A 15,898-nucleotide genomic window follows, 5' to 3' on the forward strand; every position below is an offset into this window, starting at 1 on the left:
ATTGGGCGAGCGGGACAAGTTCGGTGATGAACGAGGTTGCGAAACGACGCGACCCAGCCGGGCACTCAACTGGACGCGAGGACAACAGTCATGTGGGTGGTCAAGATCGGAGGCAGCCTGAGTCACGACCCGGCACTGCGCCACTGGCTCAGCGAGCTATGCGAAGTCGGCGGCGGACGCGTGGTGATCGTGCCCGGCGGCGGCGATTTCGCGGACAAGGTGCGCCAGTACCAGGGCGAATGGAACTTCGACGATCTGGCCGCGCACAACATGTGTCTGCTCGCGATGACGCAATACGCGCTGCTGATGCAAGGTGTGTCGCCCGAACTGGTGATCGCGTCGAGCGAGGCGAAGATTCGCCGCACGTTGCGCGACGGCCACGTCGCCGTGTGGGTGCCCACCGCGCTGATGCGCGACACGCCCGACGCGATGAGCAACTGGGACACGACCTCCGACAGCCTTGCCGCCTGGCTTTCGACGATGCTCAACGCCGAGCGGCTGATCGTCGTCAAATCCTGTCCGATCGCCGCCGACGATCCACTCGAAATGCTGGCCGCGTCGGGCGTAGTCGACCGCAAGTTCGTCGACTACGTGACGGATGCGAACTATGTGGTCGAACTGCTCGACAAAAGCAACGTCGCGCTGATGCGCGACCGTTTGCTGAACATTCCGGTGATGTGAGCGGTGGCTATAGCCGCGTCGCGCTCGTCGAGCCCGGCAGCGGCGCACCGCCATCGACGCGGATTTCGCCAGCCGGCCGATGCAACGCGCTCGCCCATTGCGCGACGCGCTCGGGATCGAGCCGCGAGCGGCGCCCGTCGGCGCACAGCGCGGTGCGAAAACCGGCCACGTCGGGCGCCAGCGCGCGGATCTGCGGCAGTTGCGCCCAGCCGAGCGCACCGGCGATGCCCACCATCGAGCCGCGCTGACGCGCGAGCCGCAACCAGCGTGCGAGCGAGTCGACATCGACGTGATCGAACAGCGTGCCGCCGTCCTTGCTCGCGGTATCGAACATCAGGCCGGCAAAGCCGAGCGCCGCGGTGTGGCTGACGAGGTCGTCGTCCATGCCGCCGTCGCACAGCAGCACCGGCACGACAGTGGCCGGCAGATTCGCGAGCTGCTCGATGCAGCGCCGCGCGGCTGGTCCGCGCGCGACCCCGACCTTCACATAGTCGACGCCGGCGTCGCTGACGTCGATCACGCGCGTGGCGATCTCGTCGAACGCATCCGCCGGCACGTCGCCGATCGCCGCGCTGATCGGCTTGACCGGATAGCGCGCCCGCAGCTGTCGCGCGATGTTCGTAATGGCGCCGACCGACAGGCCGCCGAGCGCGCCGTCGTTCGGTTCTTTCAGGTCGATCAGCTCGGCGCCGGCGCGTGCGGCATCGAATGCTTCCTCATCCGAGCGGACGCTCGCAAGCAATGCGGTCATCGGGATTCTCCGCGGCAAACGGGTTGAGGGTCTAACAGACCCTAATGATGGGCGGAAGCGGCGGCGTGATTGGCCTCCCCTTTCAGATTCGCGCGGTATCGCGCGACCGCGGCGACGAGCCAGCCCCATGCGGTGCGCTCGTTGTCGCCGGCGGTTTTGTCGATCGCGATCTGCAGATAGGCCATTTCGCGATCGACCTTGTCGGCCGGCAGCATGAAAAGCCGGCTTACCAGAATCGCGCCTTCCACGACCGCCGACTGCGCGCGATTGAAGCCCGCGAACGGCGCGTGGTTTTCGCGGTGCACGCATTTCATCACCAGTACCGGGCGCTCTTTGTCGTCTTGCAGTTCGTCGAGTTCGAGTTCGGCGTGGGCCAGCGATTCGGCCAGCCGCACGCTCGCGACACGGCTTGCGGCCACGGTCGGCCAATCGGTCGCGCAGTGCGTGACGCAGCCCGCGAAGATGCGCACGTCGGTCGTGAAATTCAGCACGGCCGCGCGCGTCGCGACGATGTTGTCGAGCGTAACCGACGGTCGGAAAGGCGCAAGGATGATGCGCTCACCCTCGTAGCGCGCGCCCATCGGCGCGATATGAGGACGGCCATCGCACGCTGCCGTGGTGACGATCGTTTCGTGGATCATGGTTGGGAACGTTTGTCCCGACAGCGCCGGAAGGCCGGCCGTCAGCAGAGGTCAAACACAAACGGGAACCGCAAAGGGGCCGCGGCGTGCGGCCCGGTTGCGGGCTTAACGCGTAGCGACATACATCACGATTTCAAAACCGAGGCGTACGTCGGTGTAGCTCGGAGTCGTCCATTGCATACGTGCTTCCTCCTTCGGTTGAAACTGCGGTTGGAACTGCGGTTCGAACTACTCTGAGCCGCCGGCCCGGCGAATTTTCATGCCCGATCTCGACGGCAGCCGGCATCACGCAATCTCCATGCCCGTGCGTGTGCCGGCCGGCCAGGCGGGCGCGCATTCGAGGGCTAATACAGCGCTCGGCGAATTGCGCCACGCCCTGGCGCTCGCGCGGCTTGCCAGACGCAAGCGTCCGCGCGGTGTGGCGGAAACGAAGCAAAGTGTTCCATCGCGATTCGCCAATCCGATTGCGCTGTCACCCGTGCCCGTCTCCCACACCAGCCGATTCTGCTCCCATTGCCGTTTCATGGCGTGAAAAAGAAACTAACGATGTGATAGCGATAATCGATCCATTAAGTCTGCCAAATAAAATCGTGAATTCCCCTTGAGCGTGTCCGTGCCTACAGTGCAACTCAAGCGCTTCGTTCTTCCGGCAGTGCGCTTGCCACCTTCGAGGACACGTCATGAACGATTTCAGTCAACCGCCGATCCAGCCCGGACATCAAGCGCGCGATCCGCACAATCCGCGCGAGCGGTACGCGGCAGGCGTGATGAAATACCGCGAGATGGGTTACTGGCAACCGGACTACGAACCGAAAGAGACCGACGTGATCGCGCTCTTTCGCATCACGCCGCAACCCGGTGTCGAACCCGAGGAAGCGGCGGCCGCGGTGGCCGGAGAATCGTCGACCGCGACGTGGACGGTGGTGTGGACCGACCGCCTGACCGCCTGCGACATGTATCGCGCGAAGGCGTATCGCGTCGAACCGGTGCCGGTGTCGCGCGCCGACGAGCCGCAGTACTTCGCGTACATCGCGTATGAACTCGATCTGTTCGAAGAGGGCTCGGTCGCGAACCTGACCGCGTCGATCATCGGCAACGTGTTCGGCTTCAAGCCGCTGAAGGCGTTGCGGCTCGAAGACATGCGCATCCCCGTCGCGTATCTGAAGACGTTTCAGGGACCGCCGACCGGCATCGTCGTCGAGCGTGAACGGCTCGACAAGTATGGACGCCCGCTGCTCGGCGCCACGGTCAAGCCGAAGCTCGGGCTGTCGGGCAAGAACTATGGGCGGGTGGTCTACGAGGGGCTGCGCGGCGGCCTCGATTTCCTGAAGGACGACGAGAACATCAACTCGCAGGCGTTCATGCATTGGCGCGACCGCTTCCTGTTTTCGATGGAGGCGGTGAACCGCGCGCAGGCGGAAACCGGCGAGGTCAAAGGGCACTACCTGAACGTGACGGCCGGCACGATGGAGGACATGTACGAGCGCGCCGAATTCGCGAAGGAGCTTGGCTCGTGCATCGTGATGATCGATCTGGTGATCGGCTGGACCGCGATCCAGTCGATGTCGCGCTGGGCCCGCAAGCACGACATGATCCTGCATTTGCATCGCGCGGGGCACAGCACCTACACGCGGCAACGCAATCACGGCATCTCGTTTCGCGTGATCGCCAAATGGCTGCGCATGGCGGGCGTCGATCATGCGCATGCGGGCACCGCGGTCGGCAAGCTCGAAGGCGATCCACTGTCGGTGCAGGGCTACTACAACGTGTGCCGCGACGCGCACAACGCGGTGGACCTGTCGCGCGGCCTCTTCTTCGATCAACCGTGGGCCGGCTTGCGCAAGGTGATGCCGGTCGCCTCGGGCGGGATTCACGCGGGGCAGATGCATCAACTGCTCGACCTGTTCGGCGACGACGCGATCCTGCAGTTCGGCGGCGGCACGATCGGCCATCCGGCCGGCATCCAGGCCGGTGCGACTGCGAACCGCGTCGCGCTCGAAGCGATGGTCAAGGCCCGCAACGAGGGCCGCGACATTCTGCGCGAAGGGCCCGACGTGCTCGAAGCCGCCGCGCGCTGGTGCACGCCGCTCAAGCAGGCGCTCGATACGTGGCGCGACGTCACTTTCAACTACGCGTCGACCGATACGCCCGATTTCGCCGCTACGCCGACTGCGGCTTAAGAGAGCCGAGCTTTACCCGCCAGCGCTTCACGAGCGCATCCGCAACGTGGTGCTACGGCACCGCGCGGGGCACCGTTGACGCCGTTCTGAACGCGACATCCATCAACGAGGTTCGTCATGCGTATTACTCAAGGAACGTTTTCTTTTCTGCCCGAACTGACCGACGAGGAAATCGGCCTGCAAATCGACTACGCGCTGCGCCAGGGCTGGGCCTGTTCGGTCGAATTCACCGACGACCCGCATCCGCGCAACACGTACTGGGAAATGTGGGGCCTGCCGATGTTCGACCTGCACGACGCGGCAGGCGTCTTGCAGGAGGTCCGGGCCTGTCGCGAGGCGCGGCCGCAGCACTACATCAAGGTCAACGCCTTCGATTCGGAGCGTACCTTCGAGACGATGCGCCTGTCGTTCATCGTCAACCGCCCGGACGTGGAGCCGGGCTTCCGTCTGTCGCGCCAGGACGCGCAGGGGCGCACGCAGCGCTACAGCATGACGGGCTATGCGACCGACCGGCCGGCGGGCGAGCGCTACGGCTCAACGGGCTGAGCCGCTGATCGAGCACGAGGGTGCAAGACAGGCACACGACAAACGCGCAAGGAGGAGCAATGACTGACGCCGCCATCGTGGACGCACTGCCCGCGTCCACCGCGCACAGCGACGACGCCACGCCCCACATCGACCTCGCGGCGCTGTACCGCGACTCGGGCATCGGCGACGTGCTCGGCGAACTCGAACGCGATCTGGTCGGGCTCGCACCCGTGAAGACGCGCATTCGCGAAGTCGCCGCGCATCTGCTGGTCGAACGCGCACGGGCTTCGCTGGGTCTCGCGGGCAGCGCGCCGACCTTGCATATGTGCTTCTCCGGCAACCCCGGCACCGGCAAGACGACGGTCGCGCTGCGCATGGCCGAGGTGCTGCACCGGCTCGGCTACATCCGCCGCAATCATCTGGTGTCGGTCACGCGCGACGATCTGGTCGGCCAGTACATCGGTCACACCGCGCCGAAAACGCGCGATGTGCTGAAGCGCGCGATGGGCGGCGTGCTGTTCATCGACGAAGCGTACTACCTGTATCGTCCGGAGAACGAGCGCGATTACGGGCAGGAAGCGATCGAAATCCTGCTGCAGACGATGGAGAACCAGCGCAGCGACCTGGTCGTGATTCTGGCCGGCTACGCGTCGCGGATGGAAGTGTTCTTCGAGAGCAATCCGGGTTTCCGCTCGCGCATTGCGCATCACATCACGTTTCCCGATTACGAGGAAACCGAACTGCTCGAAATCGCCGAGCGGATGCTCGACACCATGCATTACCGCTTCGATGCCGCGTCGCGCCGCGCGTTCGCCGACTATCTGGCGCGCCGCATCCGGCAACCGAATTTCGCCAACGCGCGCTCTGTGCGCAATGCGCTCGACCGCGCGCGGCTGCGCCAGGCGAACCGCCTGTTCGCGAGCGCGTTGCAGGGCGGCGAGCCGATCGATGCCGCCGCGCTGACGCTGATCGACTCCGCCGACGTGCGCGCGAGCCGCGTATTCGACGAGCCAATGCAGCCGTCCTCGCCACCGCCTTCCACCGCGCGCGCCGTCACGGCGCCGCCGGGCTGAATCACGACACCATCGAAGGAGAACGCCATGCAGGACGGACGCACGACACTTTCGAAGTTCCTGATCGACACGCTCGATCGCCCGCCGTGTACGGACGACACGCGGGACACGGCGGGACTCTCCGCGCTGCTCATCGACGTAGCGGCCGCCATCAAATCGATCTCGGCGATGCTGACCAAGGGAGCGCTAGGCGGCAACTACGGTTCCGCGCAAACGCTCAACACGCACGGCGAGGAGCAGAAGAAGCTCGACGTCTCCACCAACGAGATTTTCGTGCAGCAATGCGAGTGGGACGGATTGCTGGCCGCGATGGTGTCCGAGGAAATGGAGCACGTGTACCCGATTCCTCCGGAGTATCCGCGTGGCGAGTATCTGCTTGCGTTCGATCCGCTCGACGGCTCGTCGAATATCGACATCAACGGCGTGGTCGGCTCGATCTTCTCGGTGCTGCGCACGCGCGACCCGGCGGAGGATGCAAGCAGCGAAGCCGCGTTCCTGCGGCCGGGCTGCGAACAGGTGGCGGCCGGCTATGCCGTGTATGGACCCTCGACGATGCTGGTGCTGTCGGTCGGCAACGGCACGCATGGCTTCACGCTGGAGCGCGACATCGGCAACTTCGTGCTCACGCATTCGAACATCCGGATTCCGGAAGAGACCGGCGAGTTCGCGATCAACGCATCGAACGAGCGCTTCTGGGAACCGCCCGTGCGCCGCTACGTGCAGGAGTGCAAGGACGGCCGCAGCGGCTGCCGCGCGCGCGACTTCAACATGCGCTGGATCGCGTCGATGGTCGCGGAAGTGCATCGCATCCTGATGCGCGGCGGCGTGTTCATGTATCCGCGCGACTCGAAAACGCCGGCGATGGAAGGGCGCCTGCGCCTGCTCTACGAGGCGAACCCGATGAGCTTTCTGGTCGAGCAGGCGGGCGGCCTCGCGACCACCGGACGCGAGCGCATTCTCGAGCTCGCGCCGCGCGCGCTGCATGTCCGCGTGCCGGTGATCCTCGGCTCGAAGGTCGAGGTGGAGCGCATTGCGCGCTATCACGGCGAATACGACCGCGGCGAGGACAAGCCGTTCTCGTCGCCGCTGTTCGGCACGCGCTCGCTGTTCCTGCCGGATTTCACGGCGTGATCGGCGACTGAGCGCACAGACGTACAGCGCACGGCACCAGAAACACAGTCATCCGGAGACAAGCGCATGTCAGTCAAACATCCGATCATCGCGGTGACCGGCTCGAGCGGCGCGGGCACCACCACCGTCATGAAGAGTTTCACGCATATCTTCAGACGCGAGCACATCAATGCGCAGATCGTCGAAGGCGACGCGTTCCATCGCTACGACCGCAACGGCATGCGCGCGGCGATGCAGGAGCGCGAACGCGACGGCGTGCCGAATTTCAGCCACTTCGGGCCGGAAGCAAATCTGCTCGAAGAACTCGAAACCCTGTTCACGCGCTACGGCGAAAACGGCAGCGGGCAGTTTCGCCACTACGTGCACGACGCGGCCGAAGCGCAGTTGTACAAGCAGGACGGCGGCACCTTCACGCCGTGGGAGGACGTCGCGGCCAATACCGACCTGATGTTCTACGAAGGGCTGCATGGCGCGGCGGTGACCGACAAGGTCAACATCGCGCGACATGCGGATCTGCTGATCGGCGTGGTGCCGATCATCAATCTCGAATGGATCCAGAAGCTGCACCGCGATCAGACGATGCGCGGCTACACGCACGAAGCGGTGGTGGACACGATCCTGCGTCGTATGCCCGACTACGTGAACTACATCTGCCCGCAGTTCTCGCGCACGCATGTGAACTTCCAGCGCGTGCCGACCGTGGACACGTCGAATCCGTTCACCGCCCGCGAGATCCCGCAGCCCGACGAGAGCTTCGTCGTTATCCGCTTCGCGCGGCCGAAAGGCATCGACTTCCAGTATCTGCTGACGATGCTGCACGACTCGTTCATGTCGCGCCCGAACGTGATCGTCGTGCCGGGCGGCAAGATGGGACTCGCGATGCAGCTGATCTTCACGCCGATGATTCTGCAACTGATCGATCGACGCTCGCGCGCCTGACGTTTTCGAAGCGCACCCGACGCGGCGCGTCGCGGACGGTGCGCGTTGAGCACGCCGCTCGACAAGATTTCATTTCATATCGAGGAGCACGCAATGGCCTTCATCACCCTGCGGCAACTGCTGGATCACGCGGCCGAACACGACTACGGCGTGCCCGCGTTCAACGTCAACAACATGGAGCAGATTCACGCGATCATGCGCGCGGCCGAGGCGACCGATAGCCCGGTGATCCTGCAGGCGTCGGCCGGCGCCCGCAAGTACGCGGGCGAACCGTATCTGCGCCATCTGGTGCTCGCCGCGCTCGAGGCGCACCCGGACATTCCGCTCGTGCTGCATCAGGATCACGGCGCGAGCCCGGCGGTGTGCCAGCAGGCGATCCGCTCGGGCTTCACGTCGGTGATGATGGACGGCTCGCTATTGCCCGACCAGAAAACGCCGGCCGCGTATGACTACAACGTCGAGGTGAGCCGCCGCGTGGTGGACGCCGCGCATGCGGTCGGCGTGTCGGTGGAGGGTGAGTTGGGCTGTCTCGGCTCGCTCGAAACGGGCACCGCGGGTGAAGAGGACGGCGTCGGCGCAGAAGGCAAGCTGACGCGCGAGCACCTGCTGACCGACCCCGACGAAGCGCGGCGCTTCGTCGATGCGACCGGCGTCGATGCACTGGCAATCGCGATCGGTACTTCGCACGGCGCGTACAAGTTCAGCCGCGAGCCGACCGGCGACATCCTCGCGATCGACCGGATCGCCTCCATTCATTCGCGGATTCCGGACACGCATCTGGTGATGCACGGTTCGTCGTCGGTGCCGCAGGAATGGCTCGCGGTGATCCGCGAGTACGGCGGCGAGATTCCGACCACCTACGGCGTGCCCGTCGACGAAATCCGCCGCGGCATCGCGCACGGCGTGCGCAAGATCAATATCGACACCGACATCCGTCTCGCGATGAGCGGCGCGATGCGCAAGTCGCTCGCCAATGCGCGCTCGGAATTCGATCCGCGCGCGGCCCTGAAGGCGGCCACCGCCGCGGCTAGCGCGATCTGCATCGAGCGTTTCGAAGCGTTCGGTTGCGCGGGGCAGGCGGCGCGCATCAAGCCGCTGCCGCTCGACACGATGGCGAGCCGCTATCACTGACGCCACTGGTACGGAGAACGCAATGCGCGAATTCCTGATTGCTCCGTCGCTGCTGTCGGCGGATTTTGCCCGCCTCGCCGACGAGATTCGCGACGTGACGGCGGCCGGCGCGGACTGGATTCATCTGGACGTGATGGACAACCACTATGTGCCGAACCTGACCGTAGGGCCGCTCGTGTGCTCGGCGATCCGGCCGTACACGTCGCTGCCTTTCGACGTGCATCTGATGACCACGCCCGTCGATCCGCTGGTGTCGGCGTTTGCCGAGGCCGGCGCGAACCTGATCAGCTTTCATCCGGAGGCGACGCTGCACGTGCATCGGACCATCGAACTGATCCGCTCGCACGGTGCGCGCGCCGGGCTCGCGTTGAATCCGGCCACGCCGCTCACGGTGCTCGATCATGTGCTGGAGATGCTCGACGTCGTGCTGGTGATGTCGGTGAATCCGGGCTTCGGCGGCCAGGCGTTCATTGCCGAAACGCTCGATAAGCTGCGGCTGCTGCGCGAGCGCGTCGATACGACGATGCAGCGCACCGGCCGGCCGTTGCTGATCGAAGTGGACGGCGGCGTGAAGGTGTCGAACATCGCGCTTGTCGCCACGGCGGGCGCCGATGTGTTCGTCGCGGGATCGGCCGTGTTCGGCGCGAGCGATCGCGCGCAGGCGATTCGCGGCATGCGCGGCGAACTGGCTACCGTCGACGAACCCACGAGCGTGGCGGCCATGCAGTGACGGCGCGGTGGGTTCAGCGCTTTTTCATCGTCTCGCCCGGCCCGCACCAGACGCTGAGGTCTTCTTCCGGCCGGTCGATCGCGCAGCCCCAGTCGAGCGGCTGGTCCTGATCGAAGCGCTTGCCGAGCCGCCACGCGATTTCCGCGCGTGCAAGCTGCACGCCCATATAGAACGCGTGGCCGCCGTCTGTTTCGAGGTTCAGCTGCGGGTACAGCGCGAACGGATCGTCGCCGCGTCGATGGCCGTCGCGGTTGTACACGTGAATGCCGTCGGCGCTGATCTGCACGCGGAAATTCGGATCACGCACGGCGCGCGCGAATTCGTCGATTTCTTCGGCGCTGTACGGAAACGGCCGTTTCGCGTGGACCGTCGCGAGTTCGCTGCTGATGCCCTTCGGCAGCACTTGCGCATCACGCGCCGCATGCATCACACGGCGCGCGATATCGGCTTCGCGCAGCGCGCGCCGCGCATGCAGACTCACCGACGTCGTCAGCACCGCGCTGACGCGCAATTCGGCCGCCATGCCGAGCAGCACGGCGTTGATGCCGCTCGTGTCGGCCTCGGTCAACTCGGTCACGTTGCCGATGCCCATCATGATCGCGATGTCGGGATAGCGCTCGCGCAGGCGCACATAGCGCGCAATCGATGCGGCCAGCCCAAACGGAATCGGATCGAGAATCGAATCGGCGAGAAACGCGCGGCCGCGCGCGCTTAGCGCGTCGATCGCGGCGTCGAGCGAGGCGGCATCAGCGGGTTCGCGCGCGACGAGGATCGGCGTCGACGGCACTTCATCGGCGATCCACAGCGTATCGACGTTCAGGCTCATCAGATAGTCGGCGCCCGCGCGGCCGCCGCGCAGCAGTTCCTCGTTGCGCATCGAATCGACGCTGACGCGATAGCCTTCGGCCTTCAGGCGGCGCACCGCGTCTTCGAGATGCGGAAACGGCGTGTCCGGCAGACAGCCGATGTCGATCACGTCCGCGCCCTGGGCCGCATACTCGCGCGCCCTTGCGGCGATGCCGTCGAGGTCGAGCCGCGGCGCATCGACGACCTCCGCGAAAATCTCCGTGTCGTAGCGGCTCAGGTCGAACGGCTTCGCCTTGTGGCCGAAAAACTGCGGCAAGTCCTTGACCTCCTCGGGGCCGCGTTCGAACGGCACGCCGTAGTGCGCGCTCAGCGTGTCGAGATCGCCGCGGCAGCGGCCCGGCACGATCACGCGCTGCGCGGCAAGCGGCGTGGGCACGCGGCGCTGGATCATGTCGGCGGTCATCAACGCGGCGACCTGCAGGCCGATGTCGCGCACCTCCCAACTGAACGGCGCCGGCGCCATGCCGTCGAGCACGCGCCGCAGGCTCGGTTCGGCAAGCCGGCCGGTCAGGAAGAGGATGTGGTCCATGCGAGATCGAGGGTCGCGAGGCGTTGGGAGAGTGCCGCTTCGAGTTCGTCGAGCGAGCGCGCGAGCGTCGTGTATTCGAAACGTGCCAGACGCTCGACGTTGTCGAGCTCGATCGCCCTTGGTCGCAGTTCGACCCATTCATCCGGGCTATGCGTGATCACGCTCGGTTCGGTGTCGCATGCAAAGACGATGCCGGGGATGCATTGCTTGCCGGCCTGCGCGTACATGTTGGTCGGCAGCGTATCGGAGATGCCGTAAGCGCATTTGGCGACCGTGTTGCTGGTGGCCGGCGCGATCACGACCGTGTGATAGATGCCGTGATACAGCATGCCGACCGGCACGCCGCTCGCGCTGTTGTCGCGCAGCACGCGGAACTGTTCGCGCAGCTTGTCGAGCGGCCAGCCGTACAGCGGCAGCACTTCCTCGGCCGCCGCGGACAGAAACAGATCGACGCGCGGCAAGCGCCGCGCGAGCGCGATCGATTCTTCGAGCATATGACCGGAGCCGGTCACGCACCACGCGAAGCGCGCATCCGGCTTGAAGTCGGTGAGATCGCGGGCGGCCTTGGGCGCTGACTCGTTGGGGGACGACTGGGTCATGCGTCGAGATCGAGCGGCATGCCGTCCGGCGACGAGCCTTCGTGCGACAGCCGGATATGCAGCCGGCGCATCTTGCGGTACAGCGTGTTGCGGCTGATGCCGAGCGCCTTCGCGACGTTGCTGACGTTCCAGCGATGCTCGTCGAGCAGCGACAGCACCGTCTCGCGCTCGTTCAGCTGGATCGCGTTCAGCGAAGAAATGTCCGCTTCGTCGGCGAGCTGCCCGTCCATGTCCGCGTTTGCGAGGCGCAGCGCGGTGGGCAGATCGACCGCCGACGTGCGTTGCGTGACCTCGGGCGGCAGATGCTCGCAGCCGATCGGCTCGCCGTCGGACAGCGCAATGGCCATCTGCAACACGTGACGCAGCTGACGGATGTTGCCGGGCCACGCGTAGGTGAGCAGCGCGTGTTCGGCTTCCGGCGTCAGATCGGGCGGATCGTCGGTTTCGTTGGCGAGCAGATGATGGATCAGCGGCAGCTTGTCGACGCGCTCGCGCAGCGCAGGCAGATTCAGCTCGACGCCCTTGAGCCGGTAGTACAGGTCCTCGCGGAACTGGCCGCTCTCCACGAGTTCCATCAGATTGCGGTGGCTCGCGCTGATCAGCTGGAAATTGACCTTGACGGTGGTCTCGGCGCCGAGCGGCGTGACCTCGTGTTCCTCGATCACGCGCAGCAGCCGAGCCTGCAGCACGAGCGGCATGTCGCCGATCTCGTCGAGGAACAGCGTGCCGCCGTTGGCCTGCACGATCTTGCCGCGCCGACCTTCACGCTGCGCGCCGGTAAACGCACCGGCGCGATAGCCGAACAGCTCGCTCTCGATCAGGTTCTCCGGCAGCGACGCGCAGTTCACCGGCACGAACGGACCGTCGGCGTGCGGGCTGATGCTGTGCAGCGCCTGCGCGAAGACTTCCTTGCCGGTGCCGGTCTGGCCGCGCAGCACGATCGGAATCTTGCGCTGGATCACGCGTGCGGCCAGCTGGATCTGCGAGGCCATGCGCGGGTCGCCGAATTCGAGGTGCGCAATCTCTTCGAGCTTCGGCACCGGCGCGTGCTTGTCGTGCTTCTCGTGTTTTTCCGGGGCGCTGCTGCGGATCGCGGAGTCGGTGACGATCACCCGCGTCACGCGCCCGGTGCCGTTCTGCGGCGTCTGCGCGACGAGGAAAAAGCGGTTCGTCGCATTCGCGCTGTAGACGGTGACCGGATGGAACGAGCCGCGAATGCTGCGCGCGATCATGTCTTCGAGCGACGCGTTGAACGCTTCCTCGATGCGCCGGCCGCGCAGCTCGGCGAGCGAGCGGAAGCCGAGCTGGAACAGCGCGCTGCGGTTCGCGGCGAGCACCGTGCTGTCGTCCCCGACCGCGAGCTTGCCGCCGTGCAGCGTGCCGACGAATTCCGGGCGGCTGTGGAAATGGATCATGTTGGCGTGCCGGTAGCGCGCATCGAGCAGACGGTTTTCGATCATCTGCCGCGACATGCCGACCAGTACCAGCGAGTGCTGCTGCAGCAGCTTCGAGCGGCTGGTGACGTCGAGCACGCCGGCGATTTCGCCGCCGTCGTCGAAGATCGGCGCGGCCGAGCACGTGAGCGACGTATAGCGCGGATAGAAATGCTCGTGCTGACAGACGGCGATGCAGTCGCGCTCCGCGAGACAGGTGCCCATGCCGTTGGTGCCGGCTTCGCGTTCGCTCCACAGCGCGCCGACGCGAAAGCCGTCGGCGGCGACCGCCTCGGCGAACGGCACGGACGACACCTGATGCACGATCACGCCGCCCGAATCGACGAGCACGACCGCGAGCTCGGGGTCGGCGAGCTGCTGATAGAGCGTCGTCATCTCGAGCTTCGAACACGCGATCAGATCGCCGAGCGCCTCACGGCGCGCGCTGAGTTCGTATTCGGTGAGCACCGGCGGCGGCACGAAACGCGCGGGGTCCAGCTGGAATTCGTTGATGCAGCGCGTCCACGACTGAGCCACGGGTTCGCTTGTCGGGCGCGTGGTCAACTGATGGTTGACCACGTTCAGAACTTCCCGGACGTGCGTACTGCTGTCAGCGAGCAACGACATGGGATTCGTCTCCGTTGCGTCATTTCGCAAGCATGCCTGCATTGCACGCTGCGAATGCCGCTTTATCAAGCCTGTCTGCCCTTGGTGCGGCGGGTTCTGGGTCCGCCTGCTCCCTCGCGACCGGCCCTGCTACGAGGCGGGTATTTAAAACTGTACGCTCGATGCAAGACAGGTTCAACAGAAAGTGACTGTGGGTTTACCTCACCGTGCCCGGAATTTGCTTTTCTCGATGCGCGATGCGTTAAACGTTTTGCAGGTTGCATGCCTGTCGCAGCTTCGACACAGAGTGTGCCGCGCGTCGCTCAGTTCTATCGTTCTACTGTTGCATCTGTTCAACCTTGGGCCGCGCCGCGGCGGAGACCATCATGGATCGTATCGATACTGTTCGCCTTGCCGCATTTTCCAGCCTCGGCGCCAATCCCGGCTCGCAAGCCGGCGCGTTGCCCGAGCGCCTCGACATCGTCTTCATCGAGAACTTCATCGGCCAGACGGTCATCGGTATCGACAGCAGCGAGTTGCATGTTGCGCAACCGGTGCGCGTGAATCTGGCGATCGGCGTGCCCGCGATCCGTGCGTGCGCGACGGACCGGATCGAAGATACGGTCAACTATGCGGCCGTGCGCGAGGCGCTGCTGGAGCTATTCGCGTCGCATCGCGTGCGGCTGCTGGAGGCGCTCGCCGAGACGATCGCGCAACTGTTGATTGCCGACTTCGGCGCGCACTGGGTGCGGGTGTCGCTCGCGAAGCCTGCCAAGTTCGCCGACCTCGCGGCCGTCGGCGTGCAGATCGAGCGGCGTCGCGGCGATGGCCCGGCGGCCGCCGTGGGTCTCGCGTGTTACGCGTCGCTGGGCGCGGGGCTGGTGCCGAATTGACGGGGAGAGCGGGGCGCGCCCGACGCCCGGCGCGCCTCGAACCGTCGTCATTTCGCCACGGTCGACGTTTTCTGCGGACCGAGTCCGCACGCCTGATACGCGCTCGTTTGCAGCGCGCGGAATTTCCTGGTTTGAGCCTTGGCGTGATCGACGCGGAATTCCGCGCCGCCTTCGCCGCCGAGCGTCGCGTACTTCGAGAAGGTCGACTGGTCGACGAATTCGTCGTACGGCAACGACGCGGCCATCTTGTCGATCACGCACGAGCACTTGTAGACGTTCGCGAAATCGTGGCCGTTATCGTCCATGCAGCTGAGCACGTATTCGACGCGGCCCTCGGTCGGATAGTTGTAGCCGCCCGCCCACGCGAGCGGTGCGGCGAGCATGAGCGAGGAAAATGCGAGAAGCGCGCGACATCTATTAGTCATTGAATGCCTCTGCGAGAGCATTGAACCCGCTTCGCGAACCGCTGCGCGAGGTCCATGCCTTGCGGCCGCGAGGCGACGGGATGCGCGAGGAGGCGGGGCCGCGAAGCGCCGCGTCTCCTGCGCTGCCATGCACCGTCAGTTCGGCGCGAACGGATGCGCGACGGTGCCCTTCTTGGATACTACTTCAGCCGCGCTCGGCTCGCCGCTGACCGCGCGCTTGATGGCCTCGCGCGTCGCCTGATAGTTGAACTGCTGGATTTTCTTGTCGTCCTCCGCCTGCCAGTGGATGAAGACGCCGACGCAGAGGAACAGATCGTCGGCTTCTTCCTGCGGGATCGTGCCGTCCTCGACGCTGTCGGCCACTGCTAGCGCGACCGCGTGCTGCGCTGGGCCGAACATCTGCACGGCCTGCTTGGCGCCTTTGATCGTCACCTTGTTGAACAGGATCGTATTGGGCTTCGTGATGAGATTCGGCGCGACGACGGCGAGCAGCGACGTGAAGCCGTCCTTGTTGTTGGTGAGCGCGTTGCAGAACGCGGTTTCCGCAGCCGAACCTCGCGGTCCGATCAGCAAGTCGATATGCGCGACCTCGTTGCCGTCGCCGACTAGCGACTCCCCGATCATGACGCGGTTGATCTTGGCCATTCTGTTCCTCCAATGAGTAGGTATGGACCTGCTGACGAGGCGCCGCCCGCGATCGTGTCCAGATCAGCATCGCGAGAGCGGTGCGGGATTGCACGGCGGTACTAACTAACAGGTTC

The 15,898-nt window shown here is 65.4% G+C and carries 18 protein-coding genes; 10 read left to right on the forward strand and 8 right to left on the reverse strand.

The genetic code is table 11. The features are described 5' to 3' along the window. The first annotated feature begins 90 nt into the window (after positions 1 to 90). The gene (locus G5S42_RS15180; RefSeq protein ID WP_176107471.1) at positions 91 to 681 is read left to right on the forward strand and encodes an amino acid kinase family protein; all 591 of its coding nucleotides are present in this window, start codon (positions 91 to 93) and stop codon (positions 679 to 681) included. Between the two features lie 7 nt (positions 682 to 688). Here G5S42_RS15180 and G5S42_RS15185 read toward each other — a convergent pair whose 3' ends face one another. From G5S42_RS15185 to pqqA, 3 genes are all read right to left on the reverse strand, one after another. Further along, positions 689 to 1,432: a (5-formylfuran-3-yl)methyl phosphate synthase gene (locus G5S42_RS15185; protein ID WP_176107473.1), complete on the reverse strand. Its 744-nt coding sequence runs from the start codon at positions 1,430 to 1,432 to the stop codon at positions 689 to 691. A gap of 41 nt (positions 1,433 to 1,473) precedes the next feature. Then, the gene (locus G5S42_RS15190; protein WP_176107481.1) at positions 1,474 to 2,073 is read right to left on the reverse strand and encodes a DUF447 domain-containing protein; all 600 of its coding nucleotides are present in this window, start codon (positions 2,071 to 2,073) and stop codon (positions 1,474 to 1,476) included. A 105-nt stretch (positions 2,074 to 2,178) separates the two neighbouring features. Then, positions 2,179 to 2,253, reverse strand: coding sequence for a pyrroloquinoline quinone precursor peptide PqqA (pqqA, locus tag G5S42_RS45745; protein WP_113062024.1), 75 nt, complete (start codon positions 2,251 to 2,253; stop codon positions 2,179 to 2,181). Positions 2,254 to 2,332: 79 nt separating this feature from the next. On the opposite strand from pqqA, the gene G5S42_RS15200 reads away from it, so the two are divergent. The 8 genes from G5S42_RS15200 (at position 2,333) to rpe (ending at position 9,785) form a co-directional block, all read left to right on the forward strand. Continuing rightward, complete coding sequence (locus tag G5S42_RS15200) at positions 2,333 to 2,605, forward strand: hypothetical protein (RefSeq protein WP_176107483.1); 273 nt, start codon at positions 2,333 to 2,335, stop codon at positions 2,603 to 2,605. A 148-nt stretch (positions 2,606 to 2,753) separates the two neighbouring features. Continuing rightward, positions 2,754 to 4,253, forward strand: coding sequence for a form I ribulose bisphosphate carboxylase large subunit (locus G5S42_RS15205; protein WP_176107485.1), 1,500 nt, complete (start codon positions 2,754 to 2,756; stop codon positions 4,251 to 4,253). Between the two features lie 117 nt (positions 4,254 to 4,370). Then, the gene (locus G5S42_RS15210; protein WP_176107487.1) at positions 4,371 to 4,799 is read left to right on the forward strand and encodes a ribulose bisphosphate carboxylase small subunit; all 429 of its coding nucleotides are present in this window, start codon (positions 4,371 to 4,373) and stop codon (positions 4,797 to 4,799) included. A gap of 59 nt (positions 4,800 to 4,858) precedes the next feature. Then, the gene (gene cbbX / locus G5S42_RS15215) at positions 4,859 to 5,854 is read left to right on the forward strand and encodes a CbbX protein (RefSeq protein WP_176107489.1); all 996 of its coding nucleotides are present in this window, start codon (positions 4,859 to 4,861) and stop codon (positions 5,852 to 5,854) included. A 27-nt stretch (positions 5,855 to 5,881) separates the two neighbouring features. Further along, on the forward strand, positions 5,882 to 6,985 hold the full coding sequence (locus G5S42_RS15220) for a class 1 fructose-bisphosphatase (protein ID WP_176107491.1): 1,104 nt from the start codon (positions 5,882 to 5,884) through the stop codon (positions 6,983 to 6,985). Between the two features lie 66 nt (positions 6,986 to 7,051). After that, complete coding sequence (locus G5S42_RS15225) at positions 7,052 to 7,924, forward strand: phosphoribulokinase (RefSeq protein WP_176107493.1); 873 nt, start codon at positions 7,052 to 7,054, stop codon at positions 7,922 to 7,924. A gap of 93 nt (positions 7,925 to 8,017) precedes the next feature. After that, complete coding sequence (fba, locus tag G5S42_RS15230) at positions 8,018 to 9,055, forward strand: class II fructose-bisphosphate aldolase (protein WP_176107495.1); 1,038 nt, start codon at positions 8,018 to 8,020, stop codon at positions 9,053 to 9,055. 22 nt (positions 9,056 to 9,077) lie between these two features. Beyond that, on the forward strand, positions 9,078 to 9,785 hold the full coding sequence (gene rpe / locus G5S42_RS15235; protein ID WP_176107497.1) for a ribulose-phosphate 3-epimerase: 708 nt from the start codon (positions 9,078 to 9,080) through the stop codon (positions 9,783 to 9,785). Between the two features lie 13 nt (positions 9,786 to 9,798). Here rpe and G5S42_RS15240 read toward each other — a convergent pair whose 3' ends face one another. From G5S42_RS15240 to G5S42_RS15250, 3 genes are read right to left on the reverse strand one after another with little or no spacing between them, the layout of a single operon-like run. After that, a complete protein-coding gene (locus G5S42_RS15240) occupies positions 9,799 to 11,181 on the reverse strand; it encodes a DUF6513 domain-containing protein (RefSeq protein ID WP_176107499.1) in 1,383 nt (460 codons plus the stop codon). Then, positions 11,160 to 11,780, reverse strand: a complete 621-nt coding sequence (locus tag G5S42_RS15245) for a flavoprotein (protein WP_176107501.1) — start codon at positions 11,778 to 11,780, stop codon at positions 11,160 to 11,162. The genes G5S42_RS15240 and G5S42_RS15245 overlap by 22 nt, the downstream gene beginning before the upstream one ends. Then, positions 11,777 to 13,840 (reverse strand): sigma-54-dependent Fis family transcriptional regulator, encoded by a 2,064-nt coding sequence (locus G5S42_RS15250; protein ID WP_176107503.1) that lies wholly within the window; start codon positions 13,838 to 13,840, stop codon positions 11,777 to 11,779. The genes G5S42_RS15245 and G5S42_RS15250 overlap by 4 nt, the downstream gene beginning before the upstream one ends. 365 nt (positions 13,841 to 14,205) lie before the next feature. Between G5S42_RS15250 and G5S42_RS15255 the strand changes: the two genes are divergently transcribed. Beyond that, entirely contained in the window at positions 14,206 to 14,712 is a 507-nt protein-coding gene (locus G5S42_RS15255; protein WP_176107505.1) for a dihydroneopterin aldolase, read from the forward strand. A gap of 47 nt (positions 14,713 to 14,759) precedes the next feature. Here G5S42_RS15255 and G5S42_RS15260 read toward each other — a convergent pair whose 3' ends face one another. Both G5S42_RS15260 and fae read right to left on the reverse strand, forming a co-directional pair. Next, positions 14,760 to 15,137: a hypothetical protein gene (locus tag G5S42_RS15260; protein ID WP_176107507.1), complete on the reverse strand. Its 378-nt coding sequence runs from the start codon at positions 15,135 to 15,137 to the stop codon at positions 14,760 to 14,762. 135 nt (positions 15,138 to 15,272) lie between these two features. Then, positions 15,273 to 15,782, reverse strand: coding sequence for a formaldehyde-activating enzyme (gene fae / locus G5S42_RS15265; RefSeq protein WP_176107508.1), 510 nt, complete (start codon positions 15,780 to 15,782; stop codon positions 15,273 to 15,275). Positions 15,783 to 15,898 lie beyond the last annotated feature (116 nt).

It is taken from the genome of Paraburkholderia youngii (genome assembly GCF_013366925.1).
Lineage (GTDB): Bacteria > Pseudomonadota > Gammaproteobacteria > Burkholderiales > Burkholderiaceae > Paraburkholderia > Paraburkholderia youngii.